17 protein-coding genes are annotated in these 15,957 nt (G+C 33.8%); 3 read left to right on the top strand and 14 right to left on the bottom strand.

The window, feature by feature from the left end; genetic code table 11:
• Nucleotides 1-14: 14 nt before the first annotated feature.
• From BMY56_RS08055 to kduI, 7 genes are read right to left on the bottom strand one after another with little or no spacing between them, the layout of a single operon-like run.
• A complete protein-coding gene (locus tag BMY56_RS08055) occupies nt 15-1,451 on the bottom strand; it encodes a tagaturonate reductase (protein ID WP_091622416.1) in 1,437 nt (478 codons plus the stop codon).
• A gap of 26 nt (nt 1,452-1,477) precedes the next feature.
• Nucleotides 1,478-2,773, bottom strand: a complete 1,296-nt coding sequence (locus BMY56_RS08050) for a TRAP transporter large permease (RefSeq protein WP_091623230.1) — start codon at nt 2,771-2,773, stop codon at nt 1,478-1,480.
• Nucleotides 2,773-3,231 carry a TRAP transporter small permease gene (locus BMY56_RS08045; RefSeq protein WP_245737177.1) on the bottom strand — a complete coding sequence of 153 codons (459 nt, stop codon included), beginning with the start codon at nt 3,229-3,231 and terminating at the stop codon, nt 2,773-2,775. Before BMY56_RS08045 ends, BMY56_RS08050 begins: the two co-directional genes overlap by 1 nt.
• Before the next feature lie 5 nt (nt 3,232-3,236).
• The gene (locus tag BMY56_RS08040; protein WP_091622414.1) at nt 3,237-4,214 is read right to left on the bottom strand and encodes a TRAP transporter substrate-binding protein; all 978 of its coding nucleotides are present in this window, start codon (nt 4,212-4,214) and stop codon (nt 3,237-3,239) included.
• A 53-nt stretch (nt 4,215-4,267) separates the two neighbouring features.
• Nucleotides 4,268-5,686: a glucuronate isomerase gene (uxaC, locus tag BMY56_RS08035; protein WP_245737176.1), complete on the bottom strand. Its 1,419-nt coding sequence runs from the start codon at nt 5,684-5,686 to the stop codon at nt 4,268-4,270.
• Nucleotides 5,686-6,471 carry a gluconate 5-dehydrogenase gene (locus BMY56_RS08030; protein WP_091622411.1) on the bottom strand — a complete coding sequence of 262 codons (786 nt, stop codon included), beginning with the start codon at nt 6,469-6,471 and terminating at the stop codon, nt 5,686-5,688. Before BMY56_RS08030 ends, uxaC begins: the two co-directional genes overlap by 1 nt.
• A gap of 3 nt (nt 6,472-6,474) precedes the next feature.
• Complete coding sequence (kduI, locus tag BMY56_RS08025; protein ID WP_091622409.1) at nt 6,475-7,311, bottom strand: 5-dehydro-4-deoxy-D-glucuronate isomerase; 837 nt, start codon at nt 7,309-7,311, stop codon at nt 6,475-6,477.
• A gap of 340 nt (nt 7,312-7,651) precedes the next feature.
• On the opposite strand from kduI, the gene BMY56_RS08020 reads away from it, so the two are divergent.
• The gene (locus tag BMY56_RS08020; RefSeq protein WP_091623220.1) at nt 7,652-7,873 is read left to right on the top strand and encodes a hypothetical protein; all 222 of its coding nucleotides are present in this window, start codon (nt 7,652-7,654) and stop codon (nt 7,871-7,873) included.
• A gap of 164 nt (nt 7,874-8,037) precedes the next feature.
• On the opposite strand, the gene BMY56_RS08015 is transcribed toward BMY56_RS08020, so the two are convergent.
• Genes BMY56_RS08015 through BMY56_RS07995 form a run of 5 tightly spaced genes read right to left on the bottom strand, consistent with a single transcriptional unit; the run spans nt 8,038 to nt 11,639 of the window.
• Nucleotides 8,038-8,313, bottom strand: coding sequence for an ATP-dependent Clp protease adaptor ClpS (locus BMY56_RS08015; RefSeq protein ID WP_091622406.1), 276 nt, complete (start codon nt 8,311-8,313; stop codon nt 8,038-8,040).
• 20 nt (nt 8,314-8,333) lie between these two features.
• A complete protein-coding gene (prmA, locus tag BMY56_RS08010) occupies nt 8,334-9,170 on the bottom strand; it encodes a 50S ribosomal protein L11 methyltransferase (RefSeq protein WP_091622403.1) in 837 nt (278 codons plus the stop codon).
• 24 nt (nt 9,171-9,194) lie between these two features.
• Nucleotides 9,195-9,944, bottom strand: a complete 750-nt coding sequence (gene tpiA, locus BMY56_RS08005; protein WP_091622400.1) for a triose-phosphate isomerase — start codon at nt 9,942-9,944, stop codon at nt 9,195-9,197.
• A gap of 41 nt (nt 9,945-9,985) precedes the next feature.
• On the bottom strand, nt 9,986-11,083 hold the full coding sequence (locus BMY56_RS08000) for a BT_3928 family protein (protein WP_091622397.1): 1,098 nt from the start codon (nt 11,081-11,083) through the stop codon (nt 9,986-9,988).
• Nucleotides 11,084-11,090: 7 nt separating this feature from the next.
• On the bottom strand, nt 11,091-11,639 hold the full coding sequence (locus BMY56_RS07995) for a DUF1599 domain-containing protein (RefSeq protein WP_091622394.1): 549 nt from the start codon (nt 11,637-11,639) through the stop codon (nt 11,091-11,093).
• Nucleotides 11,640-11,742: 103 nt separating this feature from the next.
• On the opposite strand from BMY56_RS07995, the gene folP reads away from it, so the two are divergent.
• A complete protein-coding gene (folP, locus tag BMY56_RS07990; protein ID WP_091622391.1) occupies nt 11,743-12,567 on the top strand; it encodes a dihydropteroate synthase in 825 nt (274 codons plus the stop codon).
• Between the two features lie 54 nt (nt 12,568-12,621).
• Nucleotides 12,622-13,407 carry a diadenylate cyclase CdaA gene (gene cdaA, locus BMY56_RS07985; RefSeq protein WP_091622388.1) on the top strand — a complete coding sequence of 262 codons (786 nt, stop codon included), beginning with the start codon at nt 12,622-12,624 and terminating at the stop codon, nt 13,405-13,407.
• Nucleotides 13,408-13,411: 4 nt separating this feature from the next.
• Here cdaA and BMY56_RS07980 read toward each other — a convergent pair whose 3' ends face one another.
• Together BMY56_RS07980 and truA are read right to left on the bottom strand one after the other, a co-directional pair.
• A complete protein-coding gene (locus BMY56_RS07980) occupies nt 13,412-15,178 on the bottom strand; it encodes an ABC transporter ATP-binding protein (protein WP_091622385.1) in 1,767 nt (588 codons plus the stop codon).
• Nucleotides 15,171-15,920, bottom strand: a complete 750-nt coding sequence (gene truA, locus BMY56_RS07975; RefSeq protein ID WP_091622382.1) for a tRNA pseudouridine(38-40) synthase TruA — start codon at nt 15,918-15,920, stop codon at nt 15,171-15,173. The genes BMY56_RS07980 and truA overlap by 8 nt, the downstream gene beginning before the upstream one ends.
• Nucleotides 15,921-15,957 lie beyond the last annotated feature (37 nt).

Raw genomic sequence — 15,957 nt, 5'->3', positions numbered from 1 at the left:
CTTCAATTTAAAAACTAACTTAATTTTAAGAACGCTTCTTTGATTCCGTATTCATCAATCCTTTGTAAATATGTTGCGATAGCTTGTGTTAATCCTTCAATTTTATTCAAATCTTCATCCCAATATGCCGTCTTACCCAACACTTGAGATACTATTTCTTCCAATGAGTCTAATTTCCAGATGGCAGCCATTTCTGCCACAATTTCCTTATCATCATTAATAGGTAATTCTTTTCCGTTCCAAGTACCCTTATAAAAGCGAATTAAACACGCAAAAGTAAACACTGTTCGCATTGGCAAAACGTCTGTTCGCTTTACATATTCTAGTAGACTAGGTAGTACCCTTACCTTGAACTTAGCAATAGAATTCAAAGCAATACTGGCCAATTGATGTTTTATGAATGGATTTCTAAATCGGTCAAAAACTGCTTCTGCAAAAATTTCTAATTCCTCCTTTTCCATATCAAGGGTTGGAATAATTTCATCAAAAACTAATGACCGTATAAATGGTCCTGTAAATTCTTCATCAATGGTTTCTTTAACTGTTTCATTACCGTAAAGTATAGAAAAAGGCACCATGGCAGTATGTGCACCATTCAAAATTCTAACCTTTCTGGTTCGAAAAGGTTGCACATCATTTACAATCTTAACATCTAAATTGGTCTTATGAAATGGCAATTTTTCCTTTAAAGCAGCATCACCTTCAATAACCCATAAAAAGAATGTTTCGGCACTTACAATAAGATTGTCTTGATACTCTAATTGCTTATTATAAGCTTCAATTTGGTCACTTGGATATCCAGGCACAATTCTATCCACCAACGTATTATGAAAAGAACAAGAATCCAATATCCAGGTTTTAAAACCCACGGATAGTTTCCATAATGAAACATAATCCAAGATAATTTGTTTTAAAGTGTCTGAGTTATAATTAATTAATTCACATGGAATTATAGTCAATCCTTTATCTTTTGCCCCATTAAAATGGGAAAATCGTTCAAATAAAAGTCTTGTCAATTTCGCCGGAAAAGAACTTGGCGGCACCATTTCCATTGTATCTGATGCTACAAATGAAATACCAGCTTCGGTAGTATTAGAAACTATAAATTCTAATTCTTCCTCATTAGCCAAGTTCAAATAAGCATCATAATCAATATAAGGATCAATCCCTTTTACAATATTGGTGATGAGCTCTTTTTCTTCAACCTCTTTGCTATTTTTAATACCTTTTGTAAACAAGGTATATAATCCATCCTGATCATTCAACATTGATACCATACCCCTGTCAATAGGCTGTACAACAGCTATACCACCATTAAACCCTACTTCATTATTCAAGGTTTGAAAAGCATATTCAACAAAGGCACGTAAAAAATTACCTTCTCCAAACTGGATTATTTTGATGGGTAAAGTAGTTGAAACCCCTCTATTTTTTCTATTTAATTTCTGCATGAATTTTATTAAAAAAGATGCTTATTTTATAAATCAAATAAGCTGGGTAGCCATAAACTAAATTGTGGAATGTAGGTCACCAAGAATAACGCAACAATCATTGCAATAAACAAGGGTAAAAGAGGTTTAAAGACTTTCTCAATGGTTGTTTTAGCCACACCAACCCCAACAAACAATACCGAACCTACAGGAGGTGTACAAAGACCGATACAGAGATTCAATACCATGATAATACCAAAGTGTACTGGATCTAACCCCAACTTTGTTACTACTGGCAAAAATATTGGGGTGAATATCAATACCGCAGGTGTCATATCCATAAAAATACCAACGAACAGTAACAGTAAATTTATGATAAGAAGAATCACAATTTTATTATCGCTAAGGCTTAATAAACCAGTACTGATATCTTGAGGAATATTCTCATAAGACAATGCCCATGACATACACATAGAAGACCCTATCAATAACATAACAATTGCCGTAGTTGCTGATGAGTCTAATAAAATTTGTGGAAGCTTAGGAAACGTTATTTCCTTATATATAAAGCCTAGGATCAAGCTATATAAAACCGCTATTGCAGATGCTTCTGTTGCGGTAAATATGCCGGTAACGATACCGCCAATAACAACAACCAACATAAAGAGACTTGGCAATGCATCAATAAAAGTTTTTACTATTTCTTTGAAAGAACTGCGTTTACCAACCTTATATTTTTTCTTCTTTGCCCACAATGCTGCTACTATCATTAAGAACAGTCCGGTCATAATACCGGGTATATAACCTGCCAGAAAGAGTGCCGCAATTGAAGCACCACCACTGGCCAATGAATAAACGATTAATACGTTACTTGGAGGAATAATTAAGCCCGTAGTTGCCGATGTAATATTTACCGCTGCACCAAATTCTTTAGAGTACCCTTCCTTTTCCATCTCAGGTCCCAAAATACTTCCCATAGCAGATGCGGATGCCATCGCTGAACCAGCTATTGCACCCATTAGCATGGCAGCAATAACATTTATTAAAGCCAAACCACCAGGTAATGAACCTACTAAAGTTTTTGCGAAAGCGATAAGTCGATGAGCAATACCGCCTTTATTCATAAGTTCGCCCGATAATATAAAGAAAGGTATTGCGAGTAATGCAAAACTATCGAGGCCAGTTGCCATACGTTGAGATACTGTTGTAAATGCAGGTATTGCAGGTATACTCACTAACATTGTTAATAATGAAGAAATTGCAATACTCCATGCTACAGGAGTGCCTATCGCTAACAGACAGATAAAACTAATTACCAGTACTAAAATTGGAATATGTTCCATCATGATTTTAAATTTTTTAAGTCAGATACTTTATAAAACATAATCAACAAACCGCTTATAGGAATAATTATATAGACAACCGCCAATGGCAATTGCAAGGCAGGGGATTGCTGCCCCAACACATACGAGATATATACCAATCTAGAACCGCCTATTACAAAAGCAAAAAAAACAAATAGGATAATCAAAATAGTTACTATAATCTTCAGATTTTTTTGAATTTTCTTACTCTGACGTTTCGGTAAAATATCAATAGCCACATGCAGATTGCGACCAGAAACATACGCTGCCCCTAAAACTCCGATCCAAATCATAAGATATCGAGCTAATTCATCAGTAAATGAACTAGGATTTCCCGTTACGTATCTCGTAAATACTTGCCATAAAACATTAATGACCATTATTGACATAATAAGCACCAATGTCTTGCTTAAAACTGCATCTATTTTACTTCGCATAGTACTTAATGTGTTTCTTGAATTTGTTTTATAAGCGGATATATTTCAGAATCATCTTTATAGCCTTCATAAATACTCTGTACTTTTTCCGCAAAAAGCGATTTATCTGGTCTAAAAATTTTAACGCCGGCCTTTTGAACTTCCTGCAGTGCTTCTTCCTCTGCTTCCGCCCAAAGTATACGCTGGTATTTAACCGATTCTTCAACAGATTCGTTTAACCAGTTTTGTTCTTGTTCATTTAATTTATCCCAAACATATGTTCCGATAAGTAGCACATCTGGCAGTACGGTATGCTCATCTAAAGTGTAGTATTTACAAACTTCATAATGTCTTGATAAATAGAAACTTGGCGGATTATTTTCAGCACCGTCAACCACACCTTGTTGCAATGACGTATATAATTCACCCCATGAAATAGGGGTTGGTGAACCACCCAAGGCCTTAACCATATTGACTGCTGTAACACTTTCCATTACCCGTATTTTTTCACCCTCTAAATCAGATGGTTTTTCAATCGGTTTATTCATCGTATAAAAGCTGCGACTACCTGCATCATAATAACCAAGACCCTTCAGCCAATATTTCTCTCCATCATTCAATAACATTTTACCAATAGGACCATCAAGAACATCAAATGAATGTTGGCGATCTCGAAATAAAAAAGGAAGACCAAGCACTTTCATTTTTGGAGCGAAATTCTCCAAAACACCTACAGAAACTTTAGTCATATCTAAACTGCCGATCTGCAAAAGCTCTAGACATTCACGTTCGGTACCTAGTTGCTGACTAGGGTATATTTCTAATTTAAGTTTACCACCAGAACGCTCAAATAAATCCTCTCCCATTTTCACCATAGCCTTGTGAACCGAATGACTTACATCTAACCCATGGCCTAATCGTAATGTTTTAGATTTATTTTCTATTTTACAACCAAAGAAAGTTAAGGCTAAAATAAAAATGGATAGAATTGCTTTACTTTTCATATTGTTCGTTTGATATTACCATATTATGCTATAGAAATAGATTTTTGTAAAATTTAAAAATTGAAATATTCTTTAGCATTATTGTAACAAATATCTTGAATGATTTTACCCACCAATTCAAAATCTTGTGGCAATTCACCTCGCTCCATTTCTTGTCCGAAAAGGTTGCACAATACCCTTCTAAAATACTCATGCCTAGGATAAGAAAGAAAACTTCTAGAATCAGTTAACATACCTATGAAACAACTAATAAGGCCCATATTCGAAAGCGCATTTATCTGTTTGGTCATACCATCTTTCTGATCCAAAAACCACCAACCAGAACCAAACTGCATCTTTCCTTTTATCTTACCATCATTATAATTACCTATCATGGTGGCCATTATTTCATTATCAGCCGGATTTAGATTATATAAAATGGTTTTGGTAAGTTTATCTCTAGAATCTAACGCATTTAAAAAACATGATAACGTTGATGCTTGAGAATAATCCCCAATAGAATCCCATCCAGTATCAGGCCCAAGTATTCTATTCATTCTTGCATTATTATTTCTTAAAGCTCCTAAATGAAATTGTTGAATCCAATCGCGTTTATGGTATTGCTCACATAAGAACAATAATATGGAAGTTTGAAATTTCTCATCTTCCTCTAACGACAATTCATTTTTCGATCTTCTTTTTTGAAAAATTATTTCAATTTCCGAATCTGTAAATGTTCTAAAAGGAACATAACTTAACCCATGGTCAGATAGTGTACATCCATTTTCCTCAAAATAGTCTAATCTTAAATTTAGGGCATCACATAAGGACTTATAAGAGTCAATAGCAACATTACTTACTTCTGATAATTTATCTAAATAATCGAGATACGTATCACTTGAAATCATAATAGCCTTATCTGGCCTAAATGCGGTGCTGACCACCACGCTAAAATCACTGTTTTTAATTTTAGCATGATGATCTAAACTATCGATTGGATCCTCGGTTGTACAAACAACCTCTACATTCATATTTTTTATTAGATTTTGGCAACTAAAGTCCGCTGTTTGGAGTTTAGCGGTTGCCTCATCATAAATTTCGTCGGCTGAATTTGAATTCAATACAATATCAATATCAAAGTATCTTTGCAACTCTAAATGCGTCCAATGATATAATGGATTTCTTAAGGTAAAGGGTACTGTTTTCGCCCATTGGGCAAATTTTTCCTTATCTGAAGCATCACCAGTTATATATTTTTCTTCGATGCCAAAAGTTCGCATTGCCCTCCATTTATAATGGTCTCCGTTAATCCAAATTTTTGTAAGGTTCTCGAAAGTGCGATTATTTGCTATCTCATTTGGAGGAAGATGACAATGATAATCTATGATTGGCATTTGAGATGCATAATCATGGAATAGCCTTTGAGAAAACTTGTTCTCTAAAAGGAAGTCATTTTTTATAAATGTTTTGCTTGTCAGTATAGAATTACTCATTAAATTTCATTTGAAGGTTTTCCGATAGTAGCCAATATACCGCCATCTACATAAACAATCTGCCCATTAACAAAATCACTTGCTTTTGATGCAAGAAATATTGCAGTACCTGCTAAATCTTCAGGATCACCCCATCTGGCCGATGGTGTTCTATTAATTATAAACTCATTAAAGGGATGCCCATCTACACGAATAGGTTCTGTTTGAGAAGTTGCAAAATAACCTGGGCCAATACCATTGACCTGAATATTATGTTTCGCCCATTCTGTAGCCAAACTACGCGTTAACATTTTAAGTCCACCTTTGGCAGCGGCATATGCAGAAACACTATTTCTTCCTAGCTCGCTCATCATAGAACAAATATTGATGATTTTACCACCTCCATTTTTAATCATTCTATTTCCTACCAATTGAGAAATTATAAAAGCACCGACAAGATCAACTTCTATTACCCTTCTAAAATCATCAACTGGCATGGTGGTTGCCAATTCTCTTTTTATAATACCTGCATTATTGACTAGTATATCTATTTGCCCACCATCACTAACCATTTCAGAAATTTTAGTTGCTGCAAGTTTATCGTCTGTTATATCAAAAATATAACCTGAAACCTTATACCCTTTAGTCTTGTAATGAGACAAAGCTTTATCCATTTTAGCTGGTGTTGTACCGGTAATAATTAGTTCTGCACCTGCATTGGCCAACCCTTCGGCCATAGCCATACCTAAACCATGGGTACCGCCTGTAATTAAAGCACGCTTACCTGTTAAATCGAACAATTTCATAAGTTATCTTAATTCATTAGGAGCGCAAACATCCATATCACTATAATCTAAATTCTCACCAGCCATACCCCATATAAAAGAATATGCACAAGTTCCAGACCCAGAATGTATAGACCATTCAGGTGACAAAACTGCTTGATTGTTCTCCATAAAAATATGACGTGTATGCTGAGGTTCTCCCATAAAATGGCAAACTGTTTGACCTTCTTCAATGTCAAAATAAAAATATGCTTCCATTCTTCTATTGTGAGTATGAGCCGGCATTGTATTCCAAACATTACCAGGTAATAACTCCGTCAGTCCCATTTGCAATTGACAGGTTTCAACAATACTATTGACTATTAATTTATTAAGTACACGCTTATTTGCATATTTTTCATCTCCTAATTGAATTACTTCAGCTTCATTTGCACCCACCTTTTTTGTTGGAAAGCTTTTATGTGCCGGAGCAGAATTGATATAAAAAAGAGGTTGTTCTCCAGAAACAGATTCAAAAATCACTTCTTTTGCACCTTTACCTACATAAAGAGCTTCCTTTTTACCTAACTCATACGTTGATCCATCTACAGTTATTTTACCTTTTTCACCAACATTGACCACACCTAATTCTCTTCTATCAAGAAAATTATCTGATTTTAAATAAGGAACAGTTTCCAACTTAACAGGCTTATCAACAGGCATAACACCACCAACAATATACCTATCGTACATGGAATATGTTAACTGTACGCTATTATTTACAAACAACTTAGGTATTAAAAATTCCTTTCTCAATTCTTCAGTTCCATACCCTCTGCTATCTAAAGGATGAGCGGCGTATCTAAATTCATAATTTGTCATATTGTTATTTTATACAATCGATTACATGAATATATAGGTTTTTATATAAAACCCAAGAAAATTGGGTATAAATTAAAAGTCTAGAATTATTCTCCTTAATAATTGTCATAAATTAAATTAAAAAATAATCTCAAGAACAAGAGTAAGCATATTAAATTCTGACAAAGACTTCAATTTTATCTCATATTATTACCCATTTACAATCCAACTAAACTCCTTTTTAGACCTTTTTAGTTAAATTGTTCATAAATACTATTATCTAATTACCCTATAAGTATATACAATTGACAAAGAATTGCGTAATTTGAATATTATGTTAACTTTGAAAAAAAAGCAGCACATGGAGTTACTTGAAAAAGCTCAGGAATTTATAGGTCGAAAAATGAGTAATATGTCTACTAGTGACCGAGTAGAAGCATCTAGAGAAGCAAAAGCCCTTATATTGAGTATTAATGAAATATACAAGGAAACTAAAGATTCTAGTTTAATGGACGTAATGAAAGATGTTACGGTAAAGAAGAAAAAGATTGAAAAACGATTAAATGGTGTACCATTAGTATAATTCGTTTCATCTAATTCAATATTTTTTTGAATTATCAAATAAAAAAGCCCCTTTTAAAAAGGGGCTTTTTTACATTTCAAAATTTTAAATAAATAGTTAATTCTAATTTATGCAGTAAAACCAAAATCTACTTTTAATAATTCATTCTTATTTCAATAGTGTTTTTAAGTTATTTCAGCACTTAAACCGGCTTGCAACAGTTTAGAACATTGCGGTTTTAATTCTTCATATTCCCCCGTCTTAACCGTACACTTTCCTTTATAATGTACAATTAAAGAACATTGTTCCGCCTGTTCTGGTGAATGTTCACACACAGACATTAAGGTGTTTATTACATGGTCGAAAGTATTGACCTCATCATTAAAAAGAACGATTTCATTTTGCTGAACCGTCTCTTCCTCTAAAAGTAGTTCTTCGGAAATTTCTTCTCTTGTGCTCATTCTATTCCAATTAATACCATCTAATTTACATATTTTGCGGCAACCCAATTATTTCGTTCAAGATTTTTTTCGAATTTTAACTCTAATTCTATACATTTTTGATTGATTATATCCAAGTCTTCAGTATAAAAGCCGCTTAATAATAATATCCCATTTTTATTTAAAGATCTAACATATGCAGGTAAATCTTGTAATAGAATATTTCTATTGATGTTTGCAATAATTAGATCGTACTTTTTATCATTCAATAATGCTACATCACCTTCATATACAGAAATAAATTCCATTTTGTTTCTGATTATATTCTCTTGTGCATTTAAAAAACACCAATTATCTATATCGATTGCATCAATATCAGTAGCACCTCGCATCGCTGTCAAAATCGCCAATACACCCGTGCCACTTCCCATATCTAATACAGTTTTATCTTTTATATTTAGCTGTAAAATATGCTGTAACATCATATGCGTAGTTTCATGATGCCCTGTGCCAAAGCTCATTTTAGGCTCAATTATGATATCATACTCAACACCTATTGGCTCATGAAAAGGAGCTCTTATCATACAAACATGATCTACAATTATAGGCTGAAAATTTTGTTCCCAAGTGGCATTCCAATTTTCTTGCTGAATTTCTTTATAACCGTATTTAATTTCAAAATTTTTGTTCTTGAGAATTTGAATTTCATTTAAGATATCTAAGGACCAATCGGTCTTTTGTATATATGCTAAAACTTCATCCTCTTCTTCAACAAAACTTTCAAAACCGGCTTCTCCCAATTCTGCTATCAAAATATCTGAAGCCGGTTCTTTAGGTTCTACCGTAAAACGGTATTCAATATAAATGTTATTACTCATTTTTAAAAGCAGAGTTTTTTTTAATTAAATCGCCTTTATGATAGCAATAAAATCATCTGCAACTAGGGCAGCACCACCAATTAAACCACCATCAACATCTGGTTTTGAAAAAATTTCTTCAGCATTACCCGGTTTAACGCTACCGCCATATAAAATGGTAACATTGTTAGCGATAGTCGCATCAAAAGCATCGGCAATGGTTTTACGAATAAATGCATGCATTTCTTGAGCTTGTTCCGGTGAAGCGGTTTCCCCTGTTCCAATAGCCCAAACTGGCTCGTATGCCAATACAATTTTTGACCAAGCAGCTGGTTCTAAACTAAAAAGAACATTTTTTAACTGACTTTCGACCAATTTAAAATGATTGCCAGATTTACGATCTTCTAATTCTTCTCCAAAACAGAACAATACGCGCATTCCATTTTTCAAAGCTGCAACCACTTTTTTAGAAAGAATTTCGTCACCTTCAGCAAAATATGCTCTTCTCTCAGAATGTCCGATAATAGCTGTATTTATACCAATATTTAAGAGCATATCTGCAGAAATCTCACCTGTAAATGCTCCACTTTCAGCATAATGCATATTCTGTGCAATTACCTCAATTTTAGAATTATCTAACGTACGAACCGCACTAGCCAAATTAACGTAAGCTGGCGCTACCATTACCTCTGCAGTGCTGTCTGGTAATTTTGCTGACAACTCTGCTAAAAGTGTTTCAGTTTCTGCCAAATTCTTATTCATCTTCCAATTTCCTGCTACTATTTTTGCTCTCATTTCAATTATTTTTCTAATTATTTTTATTTTGGTTTAAAATTTTAGTCAAATTTCAAATCCTCTAAATCGTTGTAATGTACTTTCTGTTTTATGGTACCTTTTTCTAAAACTAAAACTCCTGGATTTGAACGAACAATAGTCTTCAAGGTTGTTTCATCTGTAAAATAAAAATCAAACCCTAATCCATATTCCATCTTTAACAAATTAGTTTGGCTAGGACCAGATGCCGACATACCAATAACCTTATATCCAGCCTTTAAGGCTTTATCAGTAATCGTTTTAATTTCTTTAAATACTTTTAGATTAGACTTTCTTAGATCATAAGCAATAACCATAACCAACTTCGGTTCTTGCAATAAAGAACTAGCAAAATCTTCTCCTTCTTGCTCAATTGTAAAGTCATGCACCGGTGGCTCATAACCTGCTTGTATTTCTTTTGTTTCTACATCAATAAATTCTCCATCTACCGTAGGATAATCGCCATTGGTTATATGAATTTCTTCGTTACCGTTCACATTGAACCTCCACGTATATTCAAATATTGCTTTAGGCGCATTTTCTGGAAAACTCATGCCTTCTTCAATATTCTTCCCTATTTCATAAGGCCTAAAATCAATAACCGGTAAATGGTTAAGTACATGATATACATATCCTATACAGGCTAATAGTGAAAGCATTAAAACAGCTTTAACGGTCTGTGGCTTTACTAATGGAGTAATATACTTTCTACCCGCATATATGATAAGAATTAAAATTAAAAGCACCACATCTTTAGTAAAAGATTCCCAAGGCGTCAATTTAATGGCATCCCCAAAACAACCACAATCGGTAACTTTATTAAAATATGCTGAATAAAATGTTAAAAATGTGAAGAACACAATCATGGCAAGTAAGGTCCATACCGTAATCTTACGCTTGTAACCAAGAATAATCATTACCCCAACCATAACCTCGACAACTACTACCAAAATTGAAATTGCCAATGCGTAAGGTGTCAAAAATGGCAGATCTAACACGCCCTGACTAAAATACTCCTCTAATTTAAAAGAAAAACCAACTGGGTCATTCAGTTTAATAAATCCGCTGATAATAAAAAGTATCCCAACAAATATTCTTACTACCCCTACTATATTTTTCATTATGATACTATTTTTTTGATTCGGAACCTAAATGTATAAGTGCAAAAACTGCATAATTAATCATGTCCTGATAATTGGCATCAATTCCTTCACTTACTAACGTTTTACCTTTATTATCCTCTATTTGCTTTACACGAAGTAATTTTTGTAAGATAAGATCGGTAAGTGAACTAACTCTCATATCTCGCCAAGCTTCGCCATAATCATGGTTCTTGTTCAGCATAAGTTCTTTGGTAATCTTAATATGCTTGACATATAGCTCTACTGCTTTTTCGGTATTTAAATCAGGTTGTTCGGCAACACCAAGTTCTAGTTGAATCAACGCCATAACCGAATAATTTATGATACCAATAAACTCCGAACGTTCGCCTTCATCAACCTTGCGAACTTCATTTTCTTGAAGACTTCTTATACGCTGTGCTTTAATAAATATTTGGTCGGTTAATGACGGTAACCTTAAGATTCGCCATGCACTACCATAATCTGACATTTTTTTCTGGAACAGATTCAAACAAACCTGAATCACCTGATCGTATTCCTGTGCCGTATCTAGCATGTAATTCTATGTATTTTGTGTAAATTTCGCTTAAAAAATTGTAACCATCAAGATTGATGGTTTAAACTTAGAAAATGCCACAAATTCCAATTAATTCTTGATAATGACTATAAATTGCAACGGTAAACTTATATCACTAGACCAGCCTAAGGTAATGGGTATTTTAAATGTTACTCCTGATTCATTTTTTGATGGTGGAAAGTACAAAGATGAGTCAAGTATTTTAAGTCAAGTCGAAAAAATGATAAACGAAGGTGCTACGTTTATCGATATTGGGGCATACAGCACAAGACCAGGAGGACTAGAAATAGACATTACCACAGAATTAAATCGCATAACCCCTATTGTAAAATTGATTCTGAAAGAATTTCCTAATACTATATTATCTATCGATACTTTTAGAAGCAGTGTTGCTAAAGAGTGCATACAGCTAGGCGCAGCAATTATTAATGATATTTCCGCTGGTTTACAGGACAAACAAATGTTGAATACTGTGGCCAAAATGAATGTCCCATATATTATGATGCATATGAAAGGAACTCCCCAAAATATGCAGCAAAAAACAGATTATGATGATATGCTTAAAGAAATTCTTCTGTTTTTTTCTGAAAGACTTTCATTAGCCAAATCATTAGGAATAAAAGATATTATTATTGATCCCGGTTTTGGTTTTGCCAAGAACGTAGATCAGAACTACGAACTCTTAAGGCAATTGCAAATGATGAATTTCATTGAACATCCTTTATTGGTAGGTATTAGTAGAAAATCCATGATTTATAAAACCTTAAATACTACTGCAGGGCAAGCTTTAAACGGAACAACGGCATTACACATGGTCTGCCTTCAAAAAGGTGCTAAAATTTTACGCGTACATGATGTAAAAGAGGCTATGGAATGCGTAAAATTACATGATCAATTAAATGCCTAAGTTTATACTTAATTCTTGTTATCAATTTTCCTAATTTTACTAAAAAGTTACTGATTGGATTTTTTAAATTTTATTGACTTTAGAATTACGGATGTATTAGACATCATTTTTGTTGCTGTACTCCTATACTATATCTACAAGTTAGTTCGTGGATCGGTTGCTATCAATATTTTTATCGGAATAGTAATTGTTTGGGCCTTTTGGAAACTTACCGAACTTCTAGACATGCAAATGATTAGTAGTATGGTAGGTGCATTTATGCAAGTAGGCTTAATTGCCCTAATCATTGTTTTTCAACAAGAGATTCGAAAATTTCTATTGATGATAGGTTCAACAAATTTCGCCAACAAAAGAAACTTTATAAAACACTTCAAATTTCTAAAACAAGAAGGTATTTCAACAGACACTGATGTAGATTCAATTCTTAAAGCTTGCGAAAAAATGTCTAGTACCAAGACAGGAGCTATTTTAGTTATAGAGCGTAATAATTCTTTAGATTTTATTAAATCTACCGGTGATCGAATGAATATTGAAATCAACCAACCAATACTTGAAAGTATATTTTATAAAAATAGCCCGTTACATGATGGTGCTGCCGTTATAGTAGGAAACTATATAGTCGCTACTAGAGTTATATTACCTGTATCTAACGAGCGAAATATTCCTCTTCGTTTTGGATTACGACACAGAGCAGCAGTAGGCATCAGCGAAAAAACAGATGCATTAAGTATTGTGGTAAGTGAAGAAACAGGGTTAATCTCCTATATAAAAAATGGAGAATTCGTTTTGTATGATTCCATCACACAATTAGGTAATATGATTAAGCAAGATTTAATTTAAAAAGTTAAGCAACCTCTTCAGCTAAGAATTGGGCTTCATAAAGATTTCTGTAGTATCCACCTTTTTTAAGTAGTTGCTTGTGAGTACCAGATTCTACGATTTTACCAGCATCCATCACTATAATCTTATCCGCTTTTTTAATTGTTGCCAAACGGTGAGCTATAACTATTGAAGTTCTACCCTGTGTTATTTTATCTGTAGCTAATTGTATCAATTGCTCTGAATAGGTATCTACAGATGATGTAGCTTCATCTAAAATTAATATACTTGGATTACTAACATATGCCCTTAGAAAGGCTATTAATTGACGCTGACCACTTGAAAGCATGGTGCCTCGTTCTTTTACATTATACTCATAACCACCAGGAAGACTAGATATGAACTCGTCGACGCCAATAGCTTTAGCAGCATTCTCAATATCGTCAACGCTAATCAATGCACTTTTCAATGAAATATTATTTGCAATCGTATCAGCAAATAAAAATACATCTTGCAAAACTACCGCTATATGAGAACGTAAAGATGCTAATTTGTATTTCTTAATATCAACACCGTCAATGGTTATCTTACCTGAATTAATTTCATAAAAACGATTCAATAAATTAATAATGGTGCTCTTACCTGCACCAGTAGAACCAACGATAGCAACCGTTTCGCCAGCTTTCACCTCAAAAGAAATACCATGTAGCACTTCCTCATCTTCCAAATATCCAAAACGAACATTATCAAACTTAATATCGCCTTTAATTACTTCTTGCTCATAAGAACCGACATTTTGTATATGACTATCTGTATCCAATATTTTAAAAACTCGATTTGCAGCCACCATTCCCATTTGTAGCGTATTAAATTTATCGGCGATTTGACGAAGCGGTCTGAACAACAAGTCGATTAACATGATAAACGCAAAGATGGTACCTGCGATATCGGTAGTTATATTCGCTACGTTTTGCAATCCTCCGTACCAAACGATTAACCCAACCGTTATCGATGAGACAATTTCTGCAATGGGAAAGAAAATAGAATTGTACCACACTGTTTTTAACCAAGCATTTTTATGCTTTTCATTAATCACCCTAAACTTATCGCTTTCAATTTTTTCTCGCGTAAATAGTTGCACTATTTTCATCCCGGTAATACGCTCTTGAACAAAGGAATTCAAATTTGATACTTCTGCCCTAACTTCGGTAAAGGCAATTTTCATTGCCTTCTGAAATAACCTGGTTGCGTAAATAATTAAGGGTAATAAAGAGAAAACAATTAATGAAAGTTTCCAATTAATGAATAGCATTACAACCGCGGCAACTACCATTTTCAACAAATCTGCTACTATTACAAAAAAGCCCTGACTAAAAATTTCTCCTATACGCTGCATATCGGCAACTGCTCTTGTTACTAATACGCCTAATGAAGAATTGTCAAAATACTTCATTTTGAAACTGAGCATTTTTTTAAATAAATCGATACGGATATCCTTTATAACAGACTCACCCAACCAGTTGGCATAATAGTTAAAGGCCAATTGACTTACCACTTGCCCTATCAAAACTACTAACATGGCAATAGTTAGATATAACAACATATCCCCATTGCTTTGCTTAATGGCATCGTCAATGATTTTCTTAACAATAAGAGGCGTTAGAATAGCGAAACCAGACAATAAAATAGCTGCAAGCGCTACACCATAGAAAGTAAGTTTGTACGGTTTGGTGTAGGCCATTAAGCGTTTAAAAAGACGAGTGTCAAATGCTTTGCCAGAATCCTTATCCATTCTTTAAAATAGTATTGGGGTAAACAATAGAGGTCAAATATAATCCTTTTGCAGGAACGGATGCTCCCGCCATAGTCCTATCCTTGCTTTTTAATATGGTATTAACATAGTGTGCCGAATATTTTCCAACACCAACATTTAATAGCGTTCCTACAATTGATCTTACCATGTTTCTTAAAAACCTATCTGCTGTAATCGTAAAAATAAGCTTATCATTTTCTACCACCCATTTTGCTTCCCTTAAATCGCAAATGTTCGTAAACACATCTGTATTCGATTTCGAAAAACACTCAAAATCCTTTTTACCTATTAAAAACTCTGCAGCAGTATTCATTTTAACTAAGTCTAAATCTTTCCATATAAAATGAGCCATATCCATTATAAATGGATTTTTAGTTTTTGAAATATGGTATTCATATGTGCGCGCTGTAGCATTAAAACGTGCGTGTGCATCATCTTTTACTTCAAAAATACGCTGTACTGCTATATCATTGGGCAGATAGGAATTAAGCCTAAATAGTAGTTCAGGGGTTTTTGTTAATTGCTCTATATCAAAATGAGCATACATTTCTTTGGCATGCACTCCAGTATCGGTACGCCCAGCTCCCATTACGGAAATAGGACTATTCAAGATTTTAGACATGGCATTTTCCAATACTTCTTGAACAGTTAAGGCATTTGGTTGATTTTGCCAACCATGATAAGCTTTACCGAAGTATGAAAATTGAATAAAAAATCTCAAAGGGATGTACTAGTTTTGTATTCTGTAAAGATATTAA

Origin of the sequence: Maribacter orientalis, assembly GCF_900109345.1 — a bacterium.
Taxonomy (GTDB): Bacteria; Bacteroidota; Bacteroidia; order Flavobacteriales; family Flavobacteriaceae; genus Maribacter; species Maribacter orientalis.
This window is presented reverse-complemented; position numbering and strand designations above follow the sequence as displayed.

Coding starts and splice junctions, on each gene's coding strand:
- BMY56_RS08055 (WP_091622416.1), bottom strand. CDS start 1,451: ATGCAGAAATTAAATAGAAAAAATAGAGGGGTTTCAACTACTTTACCC.
- BMY56_RS08050 (WP_091623230.1), bottom strand. CDS start 2,773: ATGGAACATATTCCAATTTTAGTACTGGTAATTAGTTTTATCTGTCTG.
- BMY56_RS08045 (WP_245737177.1), bottom strand. CDS start 3,231: ATGCGAAGTAAAATAGATGCAGTTTTAAGCAAGACATTGGTGCTTATT.
- BMY56_RS08040 (WP_091622414.1), bottom strand. CDS start 4,214: ATGAAAAGTAAAGCAATTCTATCCATTTTTATTTTAGCCTTAACTTTC.
- uxaC (WP_245737176.1), bottom strand. CDS start 5,686: ATGAGTAATTCTATACTGACAAGCAAAACATTTATAAAAAATGACTTC.
- BMY56_RS08030 (WP_091622411.1), bottom strand. CDS start 6,471: ATGAAATTGTTCGATTTAACAGGTAAGCGTGCTTTAATTACAGGCGGT.
- kduI (WP_091622409.1), bottom strand. CDS start 7,311: ATGACAAATTATGAATTTAGATACGCCGCTCATCCTTTAGATAGCAGA.
- BMY56_RS08020 (WP_091623220.1), top strand. CDS start 7,652: ATGGAGTTACTTGAAAAAGCTCAGGAATTTATAGGTCGAAAAATGAGT.
- BMY56_RS08015 (WP_091622406.1), bottom strand. CDS start 8,313: ATGAGCACAAGAGAAGAAATTTCCGAAGAACTACTTTTAGAGGAAGAG.
- prmA (WP_091622403.1), bottom strand. CDS start 9,170: ATGAGTAATAACATTTATATTGAATACCGTTTTACGGTAGAACCTAAA.
- tpiA (WP_091622400.1), bottom strand. CDS start 9,944: ATGAGAGCAAAAATAGTAGCAGGAAATTGGAAGATGAATAAGAATTTG.
- BMY56_RS08000 (WP_091622397.1), bottom strand. CDS start 11,083: ATGAAAAATATAGTAGGGGTAGTAAGAATATTTGTTGGGATACTTTTT.
- BMY56_RS07995 (WP_091622394.1), bottom strand. CDS start 11,639: ATGCTAGATACGGCACAGGAATACGATCAGGTGATTCAGGTTTGTTTG.
- folP (WP_091622391.1), top strand. CDS start 11,743: ATGACTATAAATTGCAACGGTAAACTTATATCACTAGACCAGCCTAAG.
- BMY56_RS07980 (WP_091622385.1), bottom strand. CDS start 15,178: ATGGATAAGGATTCTGGCAAAGCATTTGACACTCGTCTTTTTAAACGC.